At 63.7% G+C, this 22849-nt stretch carries 23 protein-coding genes and 1 pseudogene; 11 read left to right on the forward strand and 13 right to left on the reverse strand.

Going from position 1 to position 22849, the window contains the following annotated elements; translation table 11 throughout:
* The first annotated feature begins 88 nt into the window (after positions 1-88).
* Positions 89-2935, forward strand: coding sequence for a class I adenylate cyclase (locus tag AC1RGE_RS23435; RefSeq protein ID WP_011064181.1), 2847 nt, complete (start codon positions 89-91; stop codon positions 2933-2935).
* 7 nt (positions 2936-2942) lie between these two features.
* Here AC1RGE_RS23435 and rnk read toward each other — a convergent pair whose 3' ends face one another.
* The 3 genes from rnk to cyaY form a co-directional block, all read right to left on the reverse strand.
* Positions 2943-3356, reverse strand: coding sequence for a nucleoside diphosphate kinase regulator (rnk, locus tag AC1RGE_RS23440; protein WP_011064182.1), 414 nt, complete (start codon positions 3354-3356; stop codon positions 2943-2945).
* Positions 3357-3498: 142 nt separating this feature from the next.
* On the reverse strand, positions 3499-3732 hold the full coding sequence (locus AC1RGE_RS23445) for a DUF1289 domain-containing protein (protein ID WP_015637452.1): 234 nt from the start codon (positions 3730-3732) through the stop codon (positions 3499-3501).
* A gap of 4 nt (positions 3733-3736) precedes the next feature.
* Positions 3737-4069 (reverse strand): iron donor protein CyaY, encoded by a 333-nt coding sequence (cyaY, locus tag AC1RGE_RS23450; RefSeq protein ID WP_011064183.1) that lies wholly within the window; start codon positions 4067-4069, stop codon positions 3737-3739.
* Between the two features lie 239 nt (positions 4070-4308).
* Between cyaY and lptM the strand changes: the two genes are divergently transcribed.
* From lptM to AC1RGE_RS23480, 6 genes are read left to right on the forward strand one after another with little or no spacing between them, the layout of a single operon-like run.
* Positions 4309-4467 carry an LPS translocon maturation chaperone LptM gene (gene lptM, locus AC1RGE_RS23455; RefSeq protein WP_011064184.1) on the forward strand — a complete coding sequence of 53 codons (159 nt, stop codon included), beginning with the start codon at positions 4309-4311 and terminating at the stop codon, positions 4465-4467.
* A 9-nt stretch (positions 4468-4476) separates the two neighbouring features.
* Positions 4477-5724, forward strand: a complete 1248-nt coding sequence (lysA, locus tag AC1RGE_RS23460; protein WP_011064185.1) for a diaminopimelate decarboxylase — start codon at positions 4477-4479, stop codon at positions 5722-5724.
* 4 nt (positions 5725-5728) lie between these two features.
* Positions 5729-6559, forward strand: coding sequence for a diaminopimelate epimerase (gene dapF / locus AC1RGE_RS23465; protein WP_011064186.1), 831 nt, complete (start codon positions 5729-5731; stop codon positions 6557-6559).
* A gap of 13 nt (positions 6560-6572) precedes the next feature.
* On the forward strand, positions 6573-7298 hold the full coding sequence (locus tag AC1RGE_RS23470; RefSeq protein WP_492585105.1) for a DUF484 family protein: 726 nt from the start codon (positions 6573-6575) through the stop codon (positions 7296-7298).
* Between the two features lie 2 nt (positions 7299-7300).
* On the forward strand, positions 7301-8197 hold the full coding sequence (gene xerC, locus AC1RGE_RS23475; protein WP_011064188.1) for a tyrosine recombinase XerC: 897 nt from the start codon (positions 7301-7303) through the stop codon (positions 8195-8197).
* Entirely contained in the window at positions 8197-8901 is a 705-nt protein-coding gene (locus tag AC1RGE_RS23480) for an HAD family hydrolase (RefSeq protein WP_015637455.1), read from the forward strand. The genes xerC and AC1RGE_RS23480 overlap by 1 nt, the downstream gene beginning before the upstream one ends.
* A 126-nt stretch (positions 8902-9027) precedes the next feature.
* Here AC1RGE_RS23480 and sutA read toward each other — a convergent pair whose 3' ends face one another.
* The 4 genes from sutA to glnK all read right to left on the reverse strand — a co-directional run bounded on the left by sutA (position 9028) and on the right by glnK (position 11799).
* Positions 9028-9351, reverse strand: coding sequence for a dormancy-specific transcriptional regulator SutA (gene sutA / locus AC1RGE_RS23485; RefSeq protein ID WP_007926654.1), 324 nt, complete (start codon positions 9349-9351; stop codon positions 9028-9030).
* Between the two features lie 102 nt (positions 9352-9453).
* A complete protein-coding gene (locus AC1RGE_RS23490; protein ID WP_011064190.1) occupies positions 9454-9879 on the reverse strand; it encodes a secondary thiamine-phosphate synthase enzyme YjbQ in 426 nt (141 codons plus the stop codon).
* 210 nt (positions 9880-10089) lie between these two features.
* Positions 10090-11427 (reverse strand): ammonium transporter, encoded by a 1338-nt coding sequence (locus tag AC1RGE_RS23495; RefSeq protein ID WP_011064191.1) that lies wholly within the window; start codon positions 11425-11427, stop codon positions 10090-10092.
* A gap of 33 nt (positions 11428-11460) precedes the next feature.
* Entirely contained in the window at positions 11461-11799 is a 339-nt protein-coding gene (glnK, locus tag AC1RGE_RS23500) for a P-II family nitrogen regulator (protein WP_002555808.1), read from the reverse strand.
* Positions 11800-12215: 416 nt separating this feature from the next.
* Here glnK and AC1RGE_RS23505 point away from each other — a divergent pair, with 416 nt between their 5' ends.
* A complete protein-coding gene (locus AC1RGE_RS23505) occupies positions 12216-12476 on the forward strand; it encodes an accessory factor UbiK family protein (protein ID WP_011064192.1) in 261 nt (86 codons plus the stop codon).
* 186 nt (positions 12477-12662) lie between these two features.
* Positions 12663-14156 carry a YifB family Mg chelatase-like AAA ATPase gene (locus AC1RGE_RS23510; RefSeq protein WP_011064193.1) on the forward strand — a complete coding sequence of 498 codons (1494 nt, stop codon included), beginning with the start codon at positions 12663-12665 and terminating at the stop codon, positions 14154-14156.
* A 4-nt stretch (positions 14157-14160) separates the two neighbouring features.
* Here AC1RGE_RS23510 and AC1RGE_RS23515 read toward each other — a convergent pair whose 3' ends face one another.
* Together AC1RGE_RS23515 and AC1RGE_RS23520 are read right to left on the reverse strand one after the other, a co-directional pair.
* The gene (locus AC1RGE_RS23515; protein ID WP_103290818.1) at positions 14161-15375 is read right to left on the reverse strand and encodes an aldose 1-epimerase family protein; all 1215 of its coding nucleotides are present in this window, start codon (positions 15373-15375) and stop codon (positions 14161-14163) included.
* A 112-nt stretch (positions 15376-15487) separates the two neighbouring features.
* Positions 15488-16066, reverse strand: a complete 579-nt coding sequence (locus AC1RGE_RS23520) for a TetR/AcrR family transcriptional regulator (protein WP_011064195.1) — start codon at positions 16064-16066, stop codon at positions 15488-15490.
* Positions 16067-16179: 113 nt separating this feature from the next.
* On the opposite strand from AC1RGE_RS23520, the gene AC1RGE_RS23525 reads away from it, so the two are divergent.
* Positions 16180-17106, forward strand: a complete 927-nt coding sequence (locus AC1RGE_RS23525) for an ABC transporter six-transmembrane domain-containing protein (RefSeq protein ID WP_170866332.1) — start codon at positions 16180-16182, stop codon at positions 17104-17106.
* A 3-nt stretch (positions 17107-17109) separates the two neighbouring features.
* On the opposite strand, the gene AC1RGE_RS23530 is transcribed toward AC1RGE_RS23525, so the two are convergent.
* The 4 genes and pseudogenes from AC1RGE_RS23530 to AC1RGE_RS23545 all read right to left on the reverse strand — a co-directional run bounded on the left by AC1RGE_RS23530 (position 17110) and on the right by AC1RGE_RS23545 (position 21287).
* Positions 17110-18078: a Ca2+-dependent phosphoinositide-specific phospholipase C gene (locus AC1RGE_RS23530; RefSeq protein WP_492585106.1), complete on the reverse strand. Its 969-nt coding sequence runs from the start codon at positions 18076-18078 to the stop codon at positions 17110-17112.
* Between the two features lie 119 nt (positions 18079-18197).
* Positions 18198-19058 carry a methyl-accepting chemotaxis protein gene (locus AC1RGE_RS23535; RefSeq protein WP_373873525.1) on the reverse strand — a complete coding sequence of 287 codons (861 nt, stop codon included), beginning with the start codon at positions 19056-19058 and terminating at the stop codon, positions 18198-18200.
* Positions 19053-20174: pseudogene (locus AC1RGE_RS23540) on the reverse strand (Cache 3/Cache 2 fusion domain-containing protein); the annotation flags it as partial. The gene AC1RGE_RS23535 and the pseudogene AC1RGE_RS23540, both read right to left, overlap by 6 nt.
* Before the next feature lie 192 nt (positions 20175-20366).
* Complete coding sequence (locus AC1RGE_RS23545; RefSeq protein WP_011064199.1) at positions 20367-21287, reverse strand: LysR substrate-binding domain-containing protein; 921 nt, start codon at positions 21285-21287, stop codon at positions 20367-20369.
* A gap of 150 nt (positions 21288-21437) precedes the next feature.
* Between AC1RGE_RS23545 and AC1RGE_RS23550 the strand changes: the two genes are divergently transcribed.
* Positions 21438-22844 (forward strand): NorM family multidrug efflux MATE transporter, encoded by a 1407-nt coding sequence (locus AC1RGE_RS23550; RefSeq protein WP_011064200.1) that lies wholly within the window; start codon positions 21438-21440, stop codon positions 22842-22844.
* The last annotated feature ends 5 nt before the right edge of the window (positions 22845-22849 follow it).

The following is a 22849-nucleotide window of genomic DNA, read 5'->3' on the forward strand; positions in this document are numbered from 1 at the left end:
AAAAAATAAAATCAGTTTAAGGCTGAGCCCTGTCTGACGGTAAACTGCTCGCCGTCTTCAATACCGCCACGTTCGAGCTCCGCTTGAAATGCCCCATACCCATGAAATCCGTCCCGATCTGGATGAAGGAATCGATCGCAAGGTTCTCAGCCAACTGCGTGCGCGTTTCCTGAAGCTCAATGAAGGGCGCATGGCCCGGGCAATGGAAGGACTGTCGACACGCCAGCAGTTGGTCCTCAACCTGTTGCCGCTGTTCTTTCACGTCAATCACCCGTTGTTGCCCGGTTATGTATCCGGAGCCACCCCGGCGGGGCTTTCCTGCTACGAACCCGACCCCCAGGCCCTGGCCGAAGCCCAGCGCCTGACCCGATCGTTTTCCTACAAGCCGCGCCACGGCAACCCGCCACGGCCGATTCATGGCCTGTTTCTCATGGGCAGCCTGGGGACCCTGGCCCAGGCAGACCAGAGCGACATGGACGTGTGGGTGTGCCATGCGCCGGATCTGGGCGAAAACGAGCTGGCCGAGTTGCAGAAGAAGTGCCAATTGCTGGAGACCTGGGCGGCCGGCCAGGGTGCTGAAGCTCATTTTTTCCTGATCGACCCCAACCGCTTTGTCCGCGGGGAGCGGGACACTCAGCTGAGTTCGGACGACTGCGGCACCACCCAGCACTACCTGCTGCTGGACGAGTTCTACCGCACCGCGATCTGGCTGGCCGGGCGCACGCCGTTGTGGTGGCTGGTACCGGTGTACGAAGAACGCCGTTACGAACAGTACATCGACACCCTGCTGTCCAAGCGCTTTGTCCCCGCCGAGGAAAACCTCGACCTGGGCCACATGGCACGCATTCCGCCCGGCGAGTTCATCGGCGCCGGGCTGTGGCAACTGTTCAAGGGCATCGAGTCGCCCTACAAGTCCGTACTCAAGCTGCTGCTGATCGAGGTCTATGCCAGCGAGCATCCCAAGGTCCAGTGCCTGAGCCTGCGCTTCAAGCAGGCGGTGTTTGCCAACCGCCTGGACCTGGATGAGCTGGACCCCTACATCGTGGTCTACCGGCGCATCGAGGAATACCTCAAGGCTCGCGGCGAGCCGGAGCGCCTGGAGCTGGTACGGCGCAGCCTGTACCTCAAGGTCAACCGCAAGCTTACCGTCGGCAACGCCACCCGCAGCCCGAACTGGCAGCGCGCTCTACTGGAGCGCCTGGCCAGTGAATGGGGCTGGGACCAACGCCAACTGGCCTTGCTGGACAGCCGCAGCCAGTGGAAGGTGCGCCAGGTCAGCAGCGAGCGCCGGGCCCTGGTCAACGAGCTCAACTACAGCTATCGCTTCCTGACCCAGTTCGCCCGCACCGAGCAGGCCGCCAGCCTGATCAACAAGCGTGACCTGAATGTCCTGGGCCGGCGCCTGTACGCGGCCTTCGAGCGCAAGGCCGGGAAGATCGAGTTCATCAACCCCGGCATCGCCCCGGACCTGGCTGAAGACACCCTGACCCTGGTGCAGTCACCGAACAAGAAGGAACCCGGACAGAACCATTGGGGGCTGTACAACGGCAGCCTGACCGCCCTGGAGTGGGAGCATTTCGCCCCGATCAAGCGCAGTCGCGAGCTGCTGGAGCTGCTTACCTGGTGCCATCGCAACGGCGTGATCGACAGCAGTACCCGCCTGGCCCTGCACCCGGGCAGCAGCGACCTGAGCGAATTCGAACTGTTCAACCTGCTGGGCAGCCTGCAGCAGACCGTGCCACTGCCTTTGACGACGGTCAGCGAGGAACAGTTGCTGCACGCCGCCGTGCCCGGCGAAGTGCTGATCCTGGTGAACGTCGGGGTCGACCCCCTCAAGCACCACCGCGACCTGAACATTCTGATGACCACCGAGCGCACCGACTCCCTGAGCTATGCCGGGGTACGCGAGAATCTGGTGCTGACCCTGGATCAGGTCACCCTCAATAGCTGGAACGAGGTAATGGTCGGCCGCTACGACGCCGAGCATGCGCTGCTCGACTGCCTGCGGGACTACCTGAACAATCTGCCGGGCGGCACGCAGCCGCGGCTGCGGGTACGCTGCTTCTGTCACAACCGCGCGCAATTCATTGCCCGCCGGGTGGAAGAACTGTTCGAAACCGCGCACAACCTGTTGCTCAGCCAGCTCAACTACCGCTACCTGATCCAGGTGCAGCAGCACTACCACGTGCTTGAACTGGTGCCCGGGCAGGTTCGGCACCGGGCCATGGCAACCCCTGCCGCATTGCTGGAGTACCTGGGGCAGGAGCAAAGCCGCTACAGCCCACTGCACCTTGACCCGATGGCCCTGGAAGACCACGACCTGGCGCTGATCCTGCCCATGGGCCAGCCGGACTGCATCCAGGTGTTCTATCGGATCGTCGACGAGTACGCGGAGCTTTACGTGCTCGATGAGTACAACGCGCTGTGGCAGCAGACCCTGCCCTATCACGACGAACACAGCCTGCTGGTGCCCCTGCAGCGCTTCCTGCAGTCGATTCTCTACCGCCGCGAGGCGCTGCTGCCGATGGACAGCAACCAGCCCGAGAAACCTTTGGACACACTCTACTTGCAGATTCTGCCCTCAGGCACGGGCCGCGCACGTCGGGTAGAGCCGCGGCCAGCCCCACCGACGCCGGTGGACAAAGCCTTCTATGACGTACAGGCGATCATCGGCAAGGCCGCACCGGGCCAGGTGCAGGTCTCGCTGTACTGCAATCAACGGGAGTTTTCCGATCTGGAATATGGCGATCAACTGTTCGCCGCGGTGGCCCAGGAAATCGTCGGGCAGCGCCATGAAACAGAGCGCTATCGCTGCTACATCACTGACCTGGATCTTTCAGGGCTGCTCGGTGACGTGCAAAGCCCGAGCATCCTGTATCTGCGCTACAAGGCCAGCCTGGAGCGCGCACTGAACGACGCGCTCGAGCAGGTCTAGCCAAGGATCAGAGGTGGTAGTCGCCTGCGGCTTCCGGCTGGTATTCAACTTCCAGCAGGGTCAGCTTCAAGGTCTTGCCACCCGGAGCCGGCCAGTCGATGTACTGGCCTACCTGCAGGCCCAGCAGAGCGCTGCCCACCGGTGCCAGGATGGAAATCTTGCCTTCGTCGGCGTTGGCGTCCTGTGGATACACCAGGGTCAGGTGGTAGTCCTTGCCGCTGCTTTCTTCACGGCAATGCACACGCGAATTCATGGTTACGACACCGGCCGGTACTTCATCGTGACCCACCAGCGTTTCGGCACGATCCAACTCGGTTTGCAGTGCAATGACACCTGGCAGCGAGTCGTCCAGACTGTCGATCAGGCGCTCCAGACGTTGCACGTCAAGGCGGGTAAGGATGATGGATGGTGCAGTACTCATGATCCTGGCTGACTCCTATTTTTTCTGCACAAAAAAGCAAAACCCCGCCAAATAAGACGGGGTTCTCACCGGCCTCGATGTAGCGAGGCGAAGCTGGACACTATCACAGCACACTGAATAAACAAACCGTACGAGTACGAAGCTAAATCTCGCCTGCCGCCGCACTCTGTTTGCGCTGCAGCGCCTGGGCGCAGATCACTCGCCGGCGCTGATCATCGGCCGAACGCCATTCACGGATGTCCTCCACATGGCGAAAACAGCCGCGACAGACCTTCTCCTCATCGAGGCGACAAAGGCTGATGCACGGTGAACTCACCGCCGGGCTGACGTTGCTGTAGAGCGGCTTGGGCGGTCGGGCCGGGGCGGGCTGGGTCACGGTATCAGAGCCCTTCGAACTCAAGCTTGATGTCGGCCTGCTCCAGGACAATGCGTTCCAGCATTTCCCCCAACTGCTCTTCGCTCTTGTCGCACATCCAGCGCTCGCTTTCCTCGTCGTAGTCGAAGTGGAAACCACCCGAACGCGCGGCCAGCCAGAGTTGGCGCAAAGGCTCCTGGCGACTGAAGATAACCTGGCTGCCGTTGTCGAACTTGACGGTGAGCACCCCGGCCGAGCTTTCCAGGTCGATGTCCAGGTCGCTCTCATCGAAAATATCCTCCAGCGTCTGCTGGGTGGCATCCACCAGGTCGTGAAAACGGGCTTCGGTCAAACTCATTGCGGGAACCTCGAAAAGTGTCTACTCACGCTCAAGCGCCGCAAGATACGGGCGCTCCCCGGCGAATGCAAAGGATACCGAACGAGGAAATAAATGCGACGCCCATTGCACGACCGCCCGACCAAAGCCACCGGCCGGGCCTTGGCAAAGGCCCGCTGGACGGGAGTTACGCTGCATAGGCAAGCTGCCGGGTGGCCGGTATACTCGGGCGCAATTTACGCATTCTCAAGGATTTCGCCATGAAGCGCCTGATCTCTTCCCTTGCTGCGCTCGTCGCGGTTGCTTGCCTCGTTACCGCCTGCGGCCAGAAAGGTCCGCTGTACCTGCCTGATGACAGCAAATCCCCTGAAGAGCAGGCGAAGTCGCAATCGCAGTCGCACAAGCACGACACCTACTAAGGGCAAACCATGGACGCTTTTAACTACCGCGACGGGGAGCTGTTCGCGGAAGGCGTAGCCCTGTCCGCCATTGCCGAACGTTTCGGTACGCCCACCTACGTCTATTCCCGTGCGCACATCGAAGCCCAGTACCAGGCCTATGCCCAGGCCCTGGCCGGCATGCCGCACCTGGTCTGCTTCGCGGTAAAAGCCAACTCCAACCTGGGCGTACTGAATGTCCTGGCGCGCCTGGGCGCCGGTTTCGATATCGTCTCCCGGGGCGAGCTGGAGCGGGTCCTGGCTGCGGGCGGGCAAGCCGACAAGATTGTCTTCTCCGGTGTTGGCAAGACCCGTGACGACATGCGTCGTGCCCTGGAAGTCGGCGTCCACTGCTTCAACGTCGAGTCCGCCGAAGAGCTGGAGCGCCTGCAGCTGGTAGCGGCCGAGCTGGGCGTTCGTGCACCGGTCTCGCTGCGGGTCAATCCGGACGTGGATGCCGGTACCCACCCGTATATCTCCACCGGGCTCAAGGAAAACAAGTTCGGCATCGACATTGCCACCGCCGAGGATGTGTACATCCGCGCCGCGCAGCTGCCGAACCTGGAAATCGTCGGTGTCGACTGCCATATCGGCTCGCAACTGACCACCTTGGAACCCTTCATCGACGCCCTCGACCGCCTGCTGGACCTGGTGGACCGCCTCGGTGAATGCGGCATCTACCTGCGCCACATCGATCTGGGTGGCGGCCTGGGCGTGCGCTATCGCGACGAAGAGCCACCGCTGGCCGCCGACTACGTCAAGGCCGTGCGCGAGCGCCTGGACGGTCGCGACCTGGCCCTGGTATTCGAACCGGGCCGCTTCATCGTGGCCAACGCCGGCGTCCTGCTGACCCGGGTCGAATACCTCAAGCACACCGAACACAAGGATTTCGCCATCGTCGACGGCGCTATGAACGACCTGATCCGCCCGGCGCTGTACCAGGCCTGGATGGATGTCAGCGCCGTGCGCCCGCGAGATACCGAACCCCGTACCTACGACATCGTCGGCCCGATCTGTGAAACTGGCGACTTCCTCGCCAAGGAACGCACCCTGGCCCTGGCCGAGGGTGACCTGCTGGCGGTGCATTCCGCTGGTGCCTATGGTTTCGTCATGAGCTCGAACTACAACACCCGCGGCCGTGCCGCAGAAGTACTGGTCGATGGTGACCAGGCTGTTGAAGTACGTCGCCGCGAGACGGTAGCCGAGTTATTCGCTGGCGAAAGCCTGCTGCCGGAGTAAGACCATGCTGCTGCGTTTTACCAAGATGCACGGCCTGGGCAATGACTTCATGGTTCTCGACCTGGTCAGCCAGCACGCGCATATTCTGCCCAAGCACGCCAAACAATGGGGTGATCGCAATACCGGGATTGGCTTCGATCAGTTGCTGATCGTCGAGGCCCCGAGCAACCCGGATGTGGATTTCCGCTACCGGATCTTCAACTCCGACGGCTCCGAAGTGGAACAGTGCGGCAATGGTGCACGCTGCTTTGCCCGCTTCGTGCTGGACAAGCGCCTGACCACCAAGCGCCAGATCCGCGTCGAGACCAAGAGCGGCGTGATCGAGCTGGATATCCGCAACGACGGCCAGATCAGCGTCAACATGGGCGCGCCGCGCCTGGTACCGGCGGACATTCCGTTCCAGGCGCCGGCCCAGGCCGACAGCTACACCCTGGACGTCGATGGCCGCCAGGTGCAGTTGGCCGCGGTGTCCATGGGCAACCCCCACGCCGTGTTGCGGGTGGATGACATCAACAGCGCGCCGGTGCACGAGCTGGGTCCGAAGATCGAACACCACCCGCGCTTCCCGGCGCGGGTCAACGTCGGTTTTCTCCAGGTCCTGGACCGCCAGCGCGCGCAACTGCGGGTCTGGGAACGCGGCGCCGGGGAAACCCAGGCCTGCGGCACCGGCGCCTGCGCTGCTGCTGTGGCCGCGATCAGCCAGGGGTGGATGGATTCGCCCCTATTGATCGACCTGCCGGGCGGGCGCCTGTCCATTGAATGGGCAGGCCCTGGCCAACCGGTGATGATGACCGGCCCGGCAGTGCGCGTATACGAAGGACAGGTGCGTCTTTAAGTGAGCGAAATCCATGACTGATCAGCCGCAGGTTCCTGCCGAAACGCCCGACCAATCACCGTCCGAAAACCTGGAGGCGGCAGCCGTCGCCGCCTACCTGGAGGCCCATCCGGACTTCTTCGTCGACCACGATGAACTGCTCCCGGCCTTGCGCATTCCCCATCAGCGCGGCGACACCGTATCGCTGGTGGAGCGGCAGATGAAGATCCTGCGCGAGCGCAACATCGAGATGCGCCATCGCCTGTCGCAGCTGATGGACGTGGCCCGGGACAACGACCGGCTGTTCGACAAGACCCGCCGCCTGATCCTCGCGCTGATGGACGCCACCAGCCTGGAAGAAGTGGTGATGAGCGTCGAAGACAGCCTGCGCCAGGAGTTCCAGGTGCCCTTCGTCAGCCTGATCCTGTTCAGCGACAGCGCCATGCCGGTGGGTCGCTGGGTCTCCGCCGCCGAAGCCCAGGGCGCCATCGGCGGCCTGTTGTCCGAAGGCAAGAGCGTCAGCGGCAGCCTGCGCGAACACGAGCTGGATTTCCTTTTCGGCGAAGAGCAGCGCAAGCAGATCGGTTCTACCGCTGTGGTGGCCCTGGCACATCAGGGCATGCATGGCGTACTCGCGATAGCCAGCCGTGATCCGCAGCACTACAAGAGCTCGGTGGGCACCCTGTTCCTCAACTACATCGCCGAAGTCACCGGCCGCGTTCTGCCACGCTTCACCCACTCGCTGCGCTCGGTACGCTGACCATGCAACAACAGCTGGACGCCTACTGCGCGCATCTGCGCAGTGAGCGCCAGGTGTCGCCCCACACCCTGCAAGCCTACCGGCGCGACCTCGAGAAGGTGCTGGGGTTCTGCGAGAAAATGCAGGTGCGCAGCTGGACCGACCTGGACATCCAGGGCCTGCGCAGCCTGATTGCCCGCCTGCACCAGCAGGGCCAGTCGTCCCGCAGCCTGGCGCGCCTGCTGTCAGCGGTACGCGGGCTCTACCACTACCTGAACCGCGAAGGCTTGTGCACTCACGACCCGGCCAACGGCCTGGCGCCGCCCAAGGGCGAACGACGCCTGCCCAAGACCCTGGACACCGACCGCACCCTGCAGTTGCTCGATGGCGCCGTGGAAGACGACTTCCTGGCCCACCGCGACCAGGCGATTCTCGAACTTTTCTACTCCTGCGGCCTGCGCCTTTCCGAACTGACCAGCCTCAACCTCGATCAGCTGGACCTGGCGGACGGCCTGGTGCAGGTCCATGGCAAGGGCAGCAAGACCCGGGTCCTGCCGGTGGGCAAGAAGGCTCGGTCAGCCCTGGAGCAATGGCTCCCCCTGCGCGCCCTGAGCAACCCGCCTGATGGTGCCCTGTTCGTCAGCCAGAAGGGCCGGCGCCTGGGGCCGCGGGCCATCCAGCTGCGGGTCAAGGCCGCCGGCGAGCGCGAACTGGGGCAGAACCTGCACCCGCACATGCTGCGCCATTCCTTTGCCAGCCATTTGCTGGAATCCTCCCAGGACCTGCGCGCCGTGCAGGAGCTGCTGGGGCATTCGGACATCAAGACCACGCAGATCTACACCCACCTGGACTTCCAGCACCTGGCGGCGGTCTACGACAGCGCCCACCCACGGGCCAAACGCAACAAAGGCGGTGAGTAATGACCATCAAGCTGATCACCTTCGACCTCGACGACACCCTGTGGGATACCGCCCCGGTCATCGTCAGTGCCGAAGCCACCCTGCGCCAGTGGCTGACCGAACACGCACCGAATCTCGGAGGCGTGCCGGTGGAGCATCTGTGGGCCATTCGCGAGCGGGTGCTGCTCGCCCAGCCGAACCTCAAGCACAGGATCAGCGCCCTGCGCCGCCAGGTGCTGTTTCATGCCCTGGAAGAAGCCGGGTATGACCATGCCCAGGCCAACCAGTTGGCCGACCAGAGTTTTGAAGTTTTCCTGCATGCCCGGCATCAGCTGGAGATCTTTCCAGAAGTCCAGCCGACCCTGGAAGCCCTGGCCAATCACTTCGCCCTTGGCGTGGTCACCAACGGCAACGCCGACGTGCGCCGCCTGGGCCTGGCGGACTATTTCAAGTTCGCGCTGTGCGCCGAGGACATCGGCATCGCCAAGCCCGACGCCCGGCTGTTCCACGAAGCCTTGCAGCGTGGCGAAGCGACTGCCGACACCGCCGTGCATATCGGCGACCACCCGGGGGATGACATTGCCGGCGCACAGCAGGCAGGGCTGCGTGCGATCTGGTTCAATCCCAACGGCAAGACCTGGGAAGCCGAACGCGCTCCAGACGCCGAGATCCGCAGCCTGATTGAACTACCCGGGCTGCTTGCCCGCTGGCATCGCGGCGCCTGAACCGGCGCTTTCGCGAGCAAGCTCGCTCCTACAGCAAGCGCCGGCGCTCGGCGCCGTTTCCGAGAAGGGTGCCCATGAAAAAGCCCGCAGCGACGGCGGGCTTTTTCAGCAAGCAAGGTGCAAGGCTCAGATAGGCCGGCTGCCGTACTTGTTATCAGGCTTCTTGGGCGGATCGGCGACCACGTTGGCCTCGACTTCCTGCACTTTGCCGCCACGGGCCAGGAACTCTTCCATGGCACGCGCCAGTGCATCACGCTCCTTGTTCTTGGCTTCTACACTCGGCAGCTCGTCTACCGAGACGGCAGCCTTGGCCTTGCCTTTGGCGGTTGGAGCAGGAACATCACTGCCATCGTCTTCCGCCACATCGTCGGCAGCCGCTTCAAGACCTTCTTCGGTTTCGTCTTCGTCACCTACTTCGAGGTCGTCGTTTTCCAGATCATCGTCGCTCATGTTCTACCTCATGACTTGCGAAAAGCAGATTAGTTATAGCCCAGCTGTGCCGACTGTCGAAGGCCGCTGGAAAAAAATCAACGTCCACTGATACTCAGCGGCTTATGCCTTATCACCGTGCAAGGTGGCAAGGACTTTGCGAGCACCGCCATGATCGCGATGCTCGCCCAGATAAACGCCTTGCCAGATGCCCAACGCCAGACGCCCCGCCGCTACCGGCAAAGTCAGCTGACAGCCTAGCAAACTGGCCTTGAAGTGCGCCGGCAGGTCATCCGCGCCTTCGTCGTTATGTTCGTACCCGGCCATGCCTTGAGGCACCAGGGTGTTGAAGTAACGCTCGAAGTCACGCCGTACCGCCGGATCGGCGTTCTCGTTGATGGTCAACGAGGCCGAGGTATGTTGCAGCCACAGATGCAGCAGACCAACCCGACATGCCTTCAACTCAGGCAGGCCGGCGAGCAACTCGTCCGTCACCAGATGAAAGCCCCGGGGCCTGGCCCGCAGGGTAATCAGGGTCTGTTGCCACATACCGATCTCCACGCTTCGGCGCGCATTCTAGCGCGCTCAGGGAAAAAACAAAGCGCCGAATAATCCTGCTTTAGTGTAAGCATTTGCCCTGCCGGAAATCGTCACGGCAAACACGCCAATGCTTGTCAGAAAATCCTTTCAGCCTTTCTCAATGACAAACATCAGGCAAAAAAATGCCCGGCCGGAGCCGGGCTTTTTTTTCTTGCGCGATTACAGGTTGTAACCACGCTCGTTGTGTTGTGCCAGATCGAGGCCGACCGCCTCTTCTTCCTCGCTCACCCGCAGCCCCATGACCGCGTCCAGAACCTTGAGGATGATGAAGGTGACGATCGCGGTGTAAATCACCGTGAAACCCACGCCCTTGGCCTGGATCCAGACCTGAGCGGCAACATCGGTCACGGTGCCGAAGCCACCCAGGGACGGAGCAGCGAACACACCGGTGAGGATCGCACCGAGAATACCGCCGATGCCGTGCACGCCAAAGGCGTCCAGGGAATCGTCATATCCCAGCTTGCGCTTGAGGCTGGTGGCGCAGAAGAAGCACACCACACCGGCCGCCAGACCGATGATCAGGGCGCCCATCGGGCCAACGGTACCGGCAGCCGGAGTGATTGCCACCAGGCCTGCGACCACACCCGAAGCGATGCCCAGCGCGCTAGGCTTGCCGTGGGTGATCCACTCGGCAAACATCCAGCCCAGGGCGGCGGCAGCCGTCGCGATCTGCGTGACCAGCATGGCCATGCCGGCGGTGCCGTTGGCGGCAGCGGCGGAACCGGCGTTGAAGCCGAACCAGCCGATCCACAGCATGGCTGCGCCCATCAGGGTGTAACCCAGGTTGTGTGGCGCCATCGGCGTGGTCGGGAAACCCTTGCGCTTGCCCAGCACCAGGCAGGCCACCAGGCCCGCGATACCGGCGTTGATGTGCACTACGGTGCCGCCGGCGAAGTCCAGCACGCCCCAGTCGCCCAGCAGCGAGCCCGGACCGCTCCAGACCATATGGGCGATCGGCGCATACACCAGGGTGAACCACACGCCCATGAAGATCAGCATGGCGGAGAATTTCATCCGCTCGGCGAAGGCACCGACGATCAGCGCTGGAGTGATGATGGCGAAGGTCATCTGGAAGGTGACGAACACCGCTTCAGGGAACAGCGCAGCCGGGCCGGTCAGGCTGGCCGGGGTGATGCCCGCCAGGAAGGCCTTGGAGAAACCGCCCACGAAGGAATTGAGGTTGACCACGCCGGCTTCCATCCCGGTGGTGTCGAACGCCATGCTGTAGCCGTAGATGAACCACAGGACAGTGATCAGGCCGGTAATGGCGAAGCACTGCATCATTACCGAAAGAATGTTTTTCGACCGCACCATGCCGCCGTAGAACAGCGCCAGGCCAGGAATGGTCATGAACAGCACCAGGGCTGTGGAGGTCAGCATCCAGGCGGTATCGCCGGAGTTGAGGACTGGAGCCGCCGCTTCGTCTGCCGCCATGGCCAGGCCTGGCATTACGAGGGACAAAAGGGCTCCTAGCCCTGCGAATTTACGCAGAGTCATATTGTTTTCTCCTGGGGCGTTGGGTTTGGCGGCTTAGATTGCGTCGGTATCGGTTTCGCCGGTACGGATGCGAATAGCCTGTTCCAGATTGACCACGAAGATCTTGCCGTCACCGATCTTGCCGGTGTTGGCGGCCTTGGTTATCGCCTCGATAACCCGGTCAAGATCCTTGTCGTCAATGGCGACATCGATCTTCACCTTGGGCAGGAAATCCACCACGTATTCCGCACCGCGATACAGCTCGGTGTGACCCTTCTGCCGGCCGAAGCCTTTGACTTCAGTGACGGTAATGCCCTGCACGCCGATCTCGGACAGCGACTCGCGCACGTCGTCCAACTTGAACGGCTTGATGATGGCAGTGACTAGCTTCATGAAACTCTCTCCCGAATTGGTGGACTTGCCCCAGGAAAACAAACCCGACTCAAGTCTAAGCGCAGTGCCTGGCTTTGTAACGCACCGTCGGCCTTCCTCAGCCCGACCGACGCCAGCTAACCGCTGTCTGACGAAACACACCCCGCTCCGCCTGCCGCACTGCATTCGTCACAGCGACTGCATCAGTGCATGGGTCACCAGGGTCTAAGCAGAAAGCTTGCCAGCTCGGGAAAAATCAGTGATTTCAGTCCCTTGCCCCGAGCCGGCAGGGAATGCGGGAAAACGGCACCCGGGATACGCACAAAAACGGTGCGCTGGCGCCCGGCCAGATGCGCGAAAAACGTGCAACCCGGGGCCACCTGGAGCGTCGTTGCTGCGTGATACACTGCGGGCCGACTGCAATTCAGGACTCTCCCATGCTCGCGCCCAAAGACCTTCTCGACGCCCTGAGCGGCCACGCCTCGCGGTTGCTCAGCGGTGAAACACCCCTGCCCCGCAATGAAATCGAAAGCCAGCTCAAGGCCCTGCTACAAAGCGGCTTCAGCAAGCTGGACCTGGTCAGCCGGGAAGAATTCGACAGCCAGATGGTGGTCCTGGCCCGCACTCGCGCGCGCCTGGAAAGCCTCGAAGCCAAGGTGGCGGAGCTGGAAGCCCGGCTGAACCCGGCAGCGCAATGATCTGAATCCGGGTTCGCCGGCAGGCCGGCTCCTACAGACCTGTCCTGTAGGAACTGGCTTGCCGGCGAAGGCTCGTGCACCGACGACATATCCTGTGCCCATTCGGGCGCTCCTCTGGCCAGCCCCATCATCTATCCTTGCAGCACCGCAGGACGCGGTTCCCGCTGTCGCAAGGAAGCTCTCCCCATGTCCCTGGCAATCATCCACAGCCGTGCCCAGGTCGGCGTCCAGGCTCCGGCTGTCAGTGTTGAAGTGCACCTGGCCAACGGCTTGCCGAGCCTGACCCTGGTGGGCCTGCCGGAAGCCGCGGTCAAGGAAAGCAAGGACCGGGTGCGCAGTGCAATCCTCAATGCCGGGTTCAACTTTCCGGCCCGGCGCATCACCCTCAACCTGGCGCCGGCGGACCTGCCCAAGGACGGCGGGCGCTTCGATCTGGCCATCGCCCTGGGCATCCTTGCCGCCAGCGTGCAGGTGCCGGCCCTGGCCCTGGACAACATCGAATGCCTGGGGGAGCTGGCGCTCTCCGGCGCGGTGCGCCCGGTACGCGGCGTACTGCCCGCCGCACTGGCGGCACGCGACGCCGGGCATACCCTGCTGGTGCCCCGGGCCAATGCCGAAGAAGCCTGCCTGGCCAGCGGCCTAAAGGTGATCGCGGTGGATCATCTGCTGGAGGCCGTTGCCCATTTCAACGGCCACGCGCCGATTGCGCCCTATGTCAGCGACGGCCTGGTGCAGAGCCACTTCCCCTACCCCGATCTCAGCGAAGTGCAAGGCCAGCTCGCCGCCAAGCGCGCCCTGCTGATCGCCGCGGCGGGCGCCCACAACCTGTTGTTCAGCGGCCCGCCAGGCACCGGCAAGACCCTGTTGGCCAGCCGCTTGCCCGGCCTGCTGCCACCGCTGCAGGAAGATGAAGCCCTGGAAGTCGCGGCGATCCAGTCGGTGGCCAGCCACAAGCCCCTGCGTTACTGGCCACAGCGGCCGTTTCGCCAGCCCCACCATTCGGCTTCGGGTGCGGCACTGGTCGGAGGCGGCTCGAAACCCCAGCCCGGGGAAATCACCCTGGCCCATCACGGCGTGCTGTTTCTCGATGAACTGCCGGAGTTCGACCGCAAGGTCCTGGAAGTGCTGCGCGAGCCCATGGAGTCCGGGCAGATCGTCATTGCCCGAGCCCGGGACCGGGTGCAGTTCCCGGCACGCTTTCAATTGGTGGCAGCGATGAACCCCTGCCCCTGTGGATATCTTGGCGAGCCCAGCGGACGCTGCCGTTGCACACCGGAGCAGATCCAGCGCTATCGCAACAAGTTATCCGGTCCGCTGCTGGATCGCATCGACCTGCACCTGACCGTGGCCCGCGAAGCCACCGCCCTCAACCCCGAGCCGCAACCGGGCAATGACAGCGCCGCAGCCGCCACCAGGGTCGCCGGGGCTCGCGAGCTGCAACGCGAGCGCCAGGGCTGCGCCAACGCCTTTCTCGACCTGCCCGGCCTGCGTCGCCACTGCAAATTATCCACAACCGACGAGCGCTGGCTGGAAGCGGCCTGCGAACGCCTGGGCCTGTCGTTGCGGGCCGCTCACCGTTTGCTCAAGGTGGCGCGTACCCTAGCGGACCTGGAACAGGCCGCGCGAATCAGCCGCGAGCACCTGGCCGAAGCCCTGCATTACCGGCCCAGCGCCGATTGAAGGTTCATTCCCGGGACAGGTCTACCAAGGGTGTTGGCCGCACTTCGGTCTGACGCCCATCCTGGATCTGGCTGACACGGCTCAGGGCTTTATCCACCGCGGCTTTATCGGCCAACAGGCTGTAGCGAATCTGGAATTGCCGCTGCTCCTTGGCGCCAATGCTCGGCACTAGATTCAACGGGCGCTGGTAACGGCGGTTGTAGGAAAAGCTGGTGCCCGGTTCCAAACCCGTCACATAACCCTGGCCCTGGGTGTCGGTGTTTTTCCACAGGGAAAACACCGGCAGTTGTCGAGTGTTGAAGCCCAGGGAAACACCCAGGCTCCCGGCCTTGTTATGCAACACCGCCAGGGTCTCGCCCTGGGCATCGGCATAGGGCACGAGGTTGTACACGGTTTCGTCGTAGTCGCGGGTCGGGCCGCGATAGGTCTGCCAGTCCGCCAGGTCGGCCCGGGCCTTGTCATTGAACGGCGAAACCTGCTTCACCGGCGCGGCGAACTTCGCCCCCTGCTCCAGGAACGGCGTACTGAAGTTACTGTGGTAGAGCGCCTGGTATTCCTTGGGGTAGTCGCCGTTGTTGGTCAGGGTGTCGTTGAGTGCAAACCGGGTGCTGCCGGGTTCGGTCACCAGTTCGGTGGCGACGCTGAAATCCACTTTCTTGAACGCCTGCTCCTTGAGCTCGCCCCGCAGGTGAATGGCATACGGCGGTTGCTCGTCGATATGCAGCGTGACCTTGCTCGCCGGGATGTTGGCCGCGCGTCCGTGCAGGGTCAGCAGCTCGCCATTGTCCAGGCCCGGGTGCCCGACCCACTCATAGCCACAGCGGGCCACCAGTTCGTTGAAGCCCTCCAGCCAGCCCAGGCCGCCGCGGCCGTTAAGCTCGATGAAGGCCGGGTTGACCACCTCCTTGACCGGCGAATCCCAGCCCAGGCGCACATCGCCCACCGAAGCCTGCAGCACGTTCATGCCCCGGGTCGGCACCACCGAGAGCTGCATCACGCCGTTGTCGATGTCGACGATGCTCACCCCCTCCTGGCGTCCGCCATGCAGGGTGCGCAGGGTCACGGAAAACGGCCGCTCGGTCTTGACCCCCAACTGTTCACTGGTCAGGTGCAGGTTGCGGGGAGCCTTGTCGGTATCGAGCAATACATAGTCCCAGGCCATGGCGTGGGAGGTGGCGGCCAGCGCGCCAAGGGTGACCAGCAGTTTCAGCGGAGTCATGCAGGAGTGCCTTTTTTGGAGTTGTGCGGTTTTTATAGCCCTGAAGAATCGTTTCAGCAAGGCCAAAAACCCCAACTAGCCGGACAAACTCCACTCCGCTGGCCGTTTCCTGTCAGCCCTCGAATCCCAGCAGCAGGCCAGCCACTTCCATGACTTCCTGCAACGCCGACTGGGCAGCTTCGGGGGAAGCCCGCAGCAACAGGTCATCGGCGTAACCCATGGTCTGGGCGAACAGTTGCCTTGCCGCGCGCTCGGGGCTGGCGCAGCGGAATACCCCCGTGCGGACCCCATCGGCAATGATCGCCGCCAGCATGTCCCGCCACTGGCCGTTGATCCTCAGGTAGGCCTGCGCCAGCTCGGCGTCATGCATGGCTTCGTCCCAGGCATCGAGCCACAGCGCCCAGCCGGCTTCGGCGGAATCGGGCAGGCAGTCACGGAGAAACCCCAGCAAGGCGTCCATGGGCGCGGCACCGCGCAGGGGCTGGCCCACCGCCTCCAGCTGGTCATCGGCAAACCGCACGAAGGCTTCGCGGCGCAGCCCCTTCCAGTCACTGAAGTAGTGATAGACGTGGCTGCGAGACAGCCCCGCATGCTCGGCCAGGTCACGGGTGGAAACCTCGGCGAAACCCTTGCTGCGGAATAATTCCAGGGCCGCCTGGATGATCTGGTCTTTACGGTCGTTACGCGACATGTGCAATCAGGCCTCTTGGCGCCAGGATGGACGGCGCTTGCATTTTGAGCGTTCGCTCAAAGATAATTGAGCAGTCGCTCAATATTAACCGTTATCACTCTTGTGGTGCACTCATGTCCGCCGTCACCCCACTCATCGTCGTGGATCCAACCCAGAAAATCGGCCAGCAGACCGCCAGCCAGACCCTCAAGGCCATTGCCCGGGCCTATCCGGGCAAGCTGTTCGTCACCTTGTCCCTGGTGGCCCTGGAAAACGCCCTGCTGCTGGCCTACCCGCTGTTCGCCGGCTTCGCCGTGGATTCGATCCTGCGGGGCGACGCTGCCCATGCGCTGATCTATGCCCTGGTGGTGCTGGGCTTCTGGGTAGTGGGCGCGGCGCGGCGTGCGGTGGACACCCGTACCTTCACCCGCATCTACGCGGACCTGGCGGTGCCGGTGATTCTCAACCAGCGCCTGCAACAGCAGGACACCTCCACCGCCGCGGCGCGGGTGGTGCTGGCCCGGGAGTTCGTCGACTTCTTCGAAAAGCACGTGCCGACCATCGCCACGGCCCTGGTGTCGATCGTCGGGGCGGCAGTGATGCTGCTGGTGATCGAACCCTGGATCGGCCTCGCCTGCCTCACGGCGCTGTTGCTGTGCATGACCCTGCTGCCACGTTTTGCCCGGCGCAACCAGCAACTGCACGAACGCCTGAATAACCGGCTGGAAAAGGAAATCGGCCTGGTGGCCAGGGTCGGCGCGGTCTCGCTGCAGCGTCACTATCGCCTGCTGTCGCGGCTGCGCATCGGGCTCTCGGATCGGGAAGCCGCGGCCTATCTGTTCCTTGGCGCTGTGGCAGCGGTGCTGTTCGTCATTGCCATCAGCCAGTTGGCGCTGTCGCCCGAGATCAAGGCCGGCCATGTGTATGCGGTGATGACCTACCTGTGGACCTTTGTCAGCAGCGTCGATGAAGCACCGACCATGGTCGATCAACTGGCGCGCCTGCGGGACATCGGCAAGCGCGTGGACCCGGGGCTCGGTGAACCGACCGAACCCCGGTGAAGCTCAGAACGGCCGGATGCGATAGCCGCCGGCGTTCTGCTCGGCGAACTTGTAGTAGGCCGAGAGGTTGACCTTCTCGCTGATGTGCTGGGCGAACGACACCCCGTCATCGCCCCAGACCCGGCCGACATGGCTGTAGGCAAAGGCCTGGGCCACCCACTTCTTGTCGCCCTTGGACATGTTGTTCATGGCCACGTAGCCGGACGACTGGCCGGACATGCCACTGACCTTGCCGCTGACATCGTTCTGGCCATTGGTCACCGGCGAGATGAACACCTTGGCGCTGGAAGTCCGGGCCTCGGCGTACTGCGAGAGCTTCTGGTTTTCCGAGTGGTTGAGCACCAGCAGGACCTTGCCCTGAAGCTGGCTGGCGGTGGGCCAGGACTTGCCCTTGAGGTTGCCCTGCAAGGCGCCCGCGCTGCTGCCGATGTGCGTGGCCAGGTCCTGGGGGGTATAGAGCTTGCCCTGGAAGACCCGGGTCACCAGCTCATCGAAATCCTTGGGCGTGCGCCCCGAACTTTCCTTCGACCAGCCCTGCTTCTTGTCGAGGATTACCGTGATGGGAAAGTGCCCGGGGTGGTTGTCGCTCCAGTTCTTGACGTCGTTGAGGCAGGCTTCGAGATCGTTCTTGCCGGTGCCATTGCCCGTGCAATTGTTGTCGTTGCCGGACTGGAACAGGGTGCCGGGGTTGTGCCGCACGAACCAGTGCCGGGGCGAGCCGCCGGTCACCGCATCGCGCTGGTCCCAAAAGTCCAGTTCCAGGGTGCGCACACTGTCGAGCACGCTGCTGAAGGTACTTGCGTATTGCTTCTCGTAGCAGTTGTGACAGGCCACCTGGGCGATGCCGTTGAACGGGGTATTCCAGGTAGCCGGGGCGATGAACGCCGGGCTTTCCTGGCTGAACGCCGCCGGGCTGAGCAAGAGTGCCGACAGCGCCAGGGCGCGGGGGACGAAACGGGAAAGATGAGTCATGCCAGCTCCTGCTGAAAGGGAGGTCCTTGGGGCAAACCACTGCTCATCTGTTTTAGTCGAATCAGGCCTCATTGCAACTTTCGCCCCCCAACCCGGATTGAGGGGCGAGGCGGCAGCCGTCAGCGGAAGCGATCGACTTCCTGGCGCAGGTCCGCGGCCAGGGTTTCCAGCTCACGGGCAGTGACCGCCAGGTTGGACACCACTTCACGCTGCTCGCTGTTGGCCTGGGCAATGCTCTGCAGATTGCTGCTGAGTACCGTGGCGGTGCTGCTCTGCTCCTGGGTCGCGGTGGTGATGGCGGCAAACTGCTCGCCGGCGCTGCGGCTCTGCTCGTCGATCAGGGCCAGGGCCGAGGCCACGTCGGCGTTGCGCGACAGGCCTTCCTGCATCAGGCGGTTGCCCTGCTCCATGGTCTGGATGGCGTGGCCGGTTTCCTGCTGGATGCTGTTGATCATCTGGGAGATTTCATCCGTGGCTTCACGGGTACGCGAGGCCAGGTTGCGTACCTCATCCGCCACCACGGCAAAACCGCGGCCCTGCTCACCGGCCCGGGCGGCCTCGATAGCGGCATTCAGGGCCAGCAGGTTGGTCTGGTCGGCAATCGCGGTGATCACTCCGACAATTCCGCCGATCTCCTGGGAGCGCTGGCCCAGGGTGTTGATCACCGTGGCCGTGCTGTTGAGGGCTCCGGCGATCTGTTCCAGGGAAGACGAGGCCTCTTGCATGGAGGTGCGGCCAATATGGGTCTGCTGGGCGTTTTCCTGGGCCAGGCGCTGGGTACTGCCCATGTTGTCGGCGATGTTCAGCGAGGTGGCGCTGAACTCCTCCACCGCCCCGGCCATGCTGGTGATCTCGCCGGACTGCTGCTCCATGCCTTCATATGCACCGCTGGACAAGCCGGACAGCACCTGGGCCCGGCCGTTGACCTCGGCGGCAGAGCGGCGGATGTGCTCGACCATGGTCGACAGGGCTTCGCCCATCTGGTTGAAGCTGCGGGCCAACTGGCCGATTTCGTCATGGCTGGCAACGTTCAGCCGTGCGCTCAGGTCACCGCCGCCCAGGGCCTGGGCCTGGCGCACCAGGTCGCTCAGCGGTGCCAGCTTGCTGCGCAGCAGCCAGACCGTAGCGCCCACCGCCAGCAGCATGGCCAGCAGGCTGCCGATCACCAGCCGAATACCAACGCTCCAGGTCACCGCGCGGATCTCTGCCTTGGGCATGCTCGCCACCACCGACCAGGGGCCACCCTCGAACGGTACTGCCAGGCTGTAGAAGTCTTCGCCCTGATCACTCCAGAAACGCCCCTTGCCCGGCTCCTTGGCCGCTTGCGCCATGACCTGCGCCGCCTGCTCCGGCGCCTGCACGCCGGCCGGTGGCACCAGCCACTTGTTCTGCTCGTCGAGCAGGGCCAGGGAGCCGCTCTGGCCGATGCGGAAGCGCTTGAGGTTGGCGAACTGGGCATTTTGCGCATCGGTGTAATCGAAGCCGACAAACAGCACCGCGATGACCTTGCCGCTGCGGTCCAGCACCGGGGTGTACTGGGTCATGTAGAAGCGTTCGAAGAGCAAGGCCCGGCCCACATAACCCTGGCCCGCCATGAGTTTCTGATAGGCCGGGTGGGCATGGTCGAGCAAGGTGCCGATGGCACGGCTGCCATCCTGCTTGCTCAGGGAGGTACTGACCCGCACGAAGTCATCGCCACTGCGCACGAACAAGGTCGCCACACCGGCGGTCATCTGCTTGAACTGGTCGACTTCGGCGAAGTTGTTGTTCAGCACCACATCCCCCAGGTGCAATCCCGGGGTCTGCACCCCGGCCACGCTCACCGGTTGTTCCGGATGCAGGCTCAGGCCGCTGCTGAAGCGGTTTTCGAACAGGCCGCTGAGGCGCTGGGTGCTCTCGCGCAGGCTGCCGTGGAACGTGTTGAGCTGATCGGCCAGCAGACGGGCTTCACTGGCCAGGTGTTCCTCTCGGGTGTCGAGGTTCGCCGAGTCCAGCGAACGCAAGGCGAACAGGGTGCTGCCGCTGATCACCAGGGCGAGTATCAAGGCAAGGGCGAGCCCTAGCTGAGAGGCTATGCGGGCACGGGGTTGGGACATGATGGCTCCTTGCCGAGAAGGCGGATCATCCTGATCGGTCAGCACCCTCGGCAGTCATAATTCTAAGATTTTTAATCAGTTAGGACCTTCCTGAACGCTGGTTCCATAACCCATGGATTCGGCGGCACGAGCCAATACTTGAGCGCTTTGCAGGGATATTTGCACGCCCCGCCAGCCGGGTACTGCAACGTTTCAGCCCAGGCGCTCTACGGCGGGCAGTTGCATGGCCTGGACCTCGCCCTGAAGGAAGTCGCTGAGGCGCCGCAAACGCTCGCCTCCGGGCCGGGTCCTGGGCCACACCAGATAGTAGTTCAGGCCACTGGCCACCGCTGTCGGCCAGGGCAGGCTCAAGCGACCCTGGGCCACATCCTCGGCCACCATCAGCAAGTCCCCCATGGACACGCCGTAACCCCGCGCGGCGGCAATCATCCCCAGCTCCAGGGTGTCGAACACCTGCCCGCCCTTAAGGGACACCTGGTCCGTCAGGCCCATGTGCTCCAGCCAACTGCGCCAGTCGCGGCGGTCCGGGGTCGGGTGCAACAGCTCGGTGGCGGCCAGGCGCGCCACGTCCCAGGGCTGATCATTGAGCAGGTTCGGCGCGCCCACCGGAATCAGCAGTTCGGGAAACAGGTAGCTGGCCTCCCAGTCCGGGGGGAAGTGACCGTTGCTCAGCAGCACCGCGCAGTCGAAGGGCTCCTGGTTGAAGTCCACCGAGTCCACGTCCATCCAGGCACTGGTGAGCTGCACCTCATTGCCCGGCTGCAAATGGCGGAAGCGGCTGAGTCGCGCCAACAGCCAGCGCATGGTCAGGGTCGAGGGCGCCTTCATGCGCAAGATGTCATCTTCGGCACGCAGGGTATTGCAGGCCCGTTCCAGGGCACCGAAGCCCTCGCGTATCCCCGGCAGCAGCAAGCGCGCCGCCTCGGTCAGTTGCAAGTTGCGCCCGCTGCGCTGGAACAGCCGGCAAGCGAAGTGATCCTCCAGGGTCCGGATATGCCGGCTGACCGCGCTCTGGGTGATCGACAGCTCTTCGGCTGCCCGGGTGAACGAGCTGTGCCGGGCCGCTGCCTCGAAGGCGCGCAGGGCATACAGCGGAGGAAGACGACGGGACATACAGGCACTCCAGGAGGGGACAGGGCCACGCTAGCAGAAAGTGCTTCGCATGAGTTTTAATCATGCCAGCAATCGTTTTTATCCCTTTGTGCTATAGGCCAAGAGCGCCGAGAATCAGCGCTCTCCCGGACTTTCCCCTGATCGAGCCTGATGACCATGCAGCATCCAGCACGTACCGAACTCTGGGCCATCCTGCGGCTGGCGGGGCCGCTGATCGCCTCGCAGCTGGCGCACATGCTGATGGTCCTCACCGACACCCTGATGATGGCCCGCCTGAGCCCCGAGGCCCTGGCCGGCGGCGGCCTGGGTGCGGCCAGCTACTCCTTCGTATCAATCTTCTGCATCGGCGTGATTGCCGCGGTGGGCACGCTGGTAGCGATCCGCCAGGGCGCTGGCGACATCGAGGGCGCCGCGCGCCTGACCCAGGCCGGGCTCTGGCTGGCCTGGCTGATGGCCCTGGTGGCCGGCCTGCTGCTGTGGAACCTCAAGCCGCTGCTGTTGCTGTTCGGCCAGACCGAAAGCAACGTCCACGCCGCCGGCCAGTTCCTGCTGATCCTGCCGTTCGCCCTGCCCGGCTACCTGAGTTTCATGGCCCTGCGCGGCTTCACCAGCGCCATCGGCCGGGCCACGCCGGTGATGGTCATCAGCCTGGGCGGCACCGTGGCCAACTTCCTCCTCAACTACGCGCTGATCACCGGCATGTTCGGCCTGCCGAAGCTCGGCCTGGTGGGCATTGGCCTGGTGACCGCCATCGTCGCCAACTGCATGGCCGTGGCCCTGGCCTGGCACATCAAGCGCCACCCGGCCTACGCCGCGTACCCTCTGCGCCAGGGCCTGTCCCGGCTGAACACCCATTACTTGCGGGAACTGTGGCGCCTGGGCCTGCCCATCGGCGGCACCTACGCGGTGGAAGTCGGGCTGTTTGCCTTCGCCGCCCTGTGCATGGGCACCATGGGCAGCACGCAACTGGCAGCGCACCAGATCGCCCTGCAGATCGTCTCGGTGGCGTTCATGGTGCCGGCGGGGATTTCCTACGCCATCACCATGCGCATCGGCCAGCATTACGGCGCCGGGCAATTGCTCGATGCACGATTGGCCGGGCGCGTGGGCATCGCCTTTGGCGCGGTGGCGATGCTGGGGTTCGCCATGATCTTCTGGCTGCTGCCCAACCAACTGATCGGGCTGTTCCTCGACCACAACGACCCGGCCTTCGCCGAGGTGATCCGGCTGGCCGTGAGCCTGCTGGCGGTGGCCGCCTGGTTCGAGCTGTTCGACGGCACCCAGACCATTGCCATGGGCGCGATCCGGGGCCTCAAGGATGCCAAGACTACCTTCCTGGTGGGTCTGGGCTGCTACTGGCTGATTGGCGCACCTTCGGCCTGGCTGATGGCCTTCACCCTGGGCTGGGGGCCGACCGGTGTCTGGTGGGGCCTGGCCCTGGGGCTGGCGTGTGCGGCCATCAGCCTGACCCTGGCATTCGAGTGGCGAATGCGCCGCATGATCCGGCGTGAGCCGCCCGTGCCGGCCATGACTCTCCAGGCCGGCCAGGCGGATTGAGCCCG

The sequence above is a fragment of the Pseudomonas sp. GW823-FHT02C05 genome (assembly GCF_058797595.1).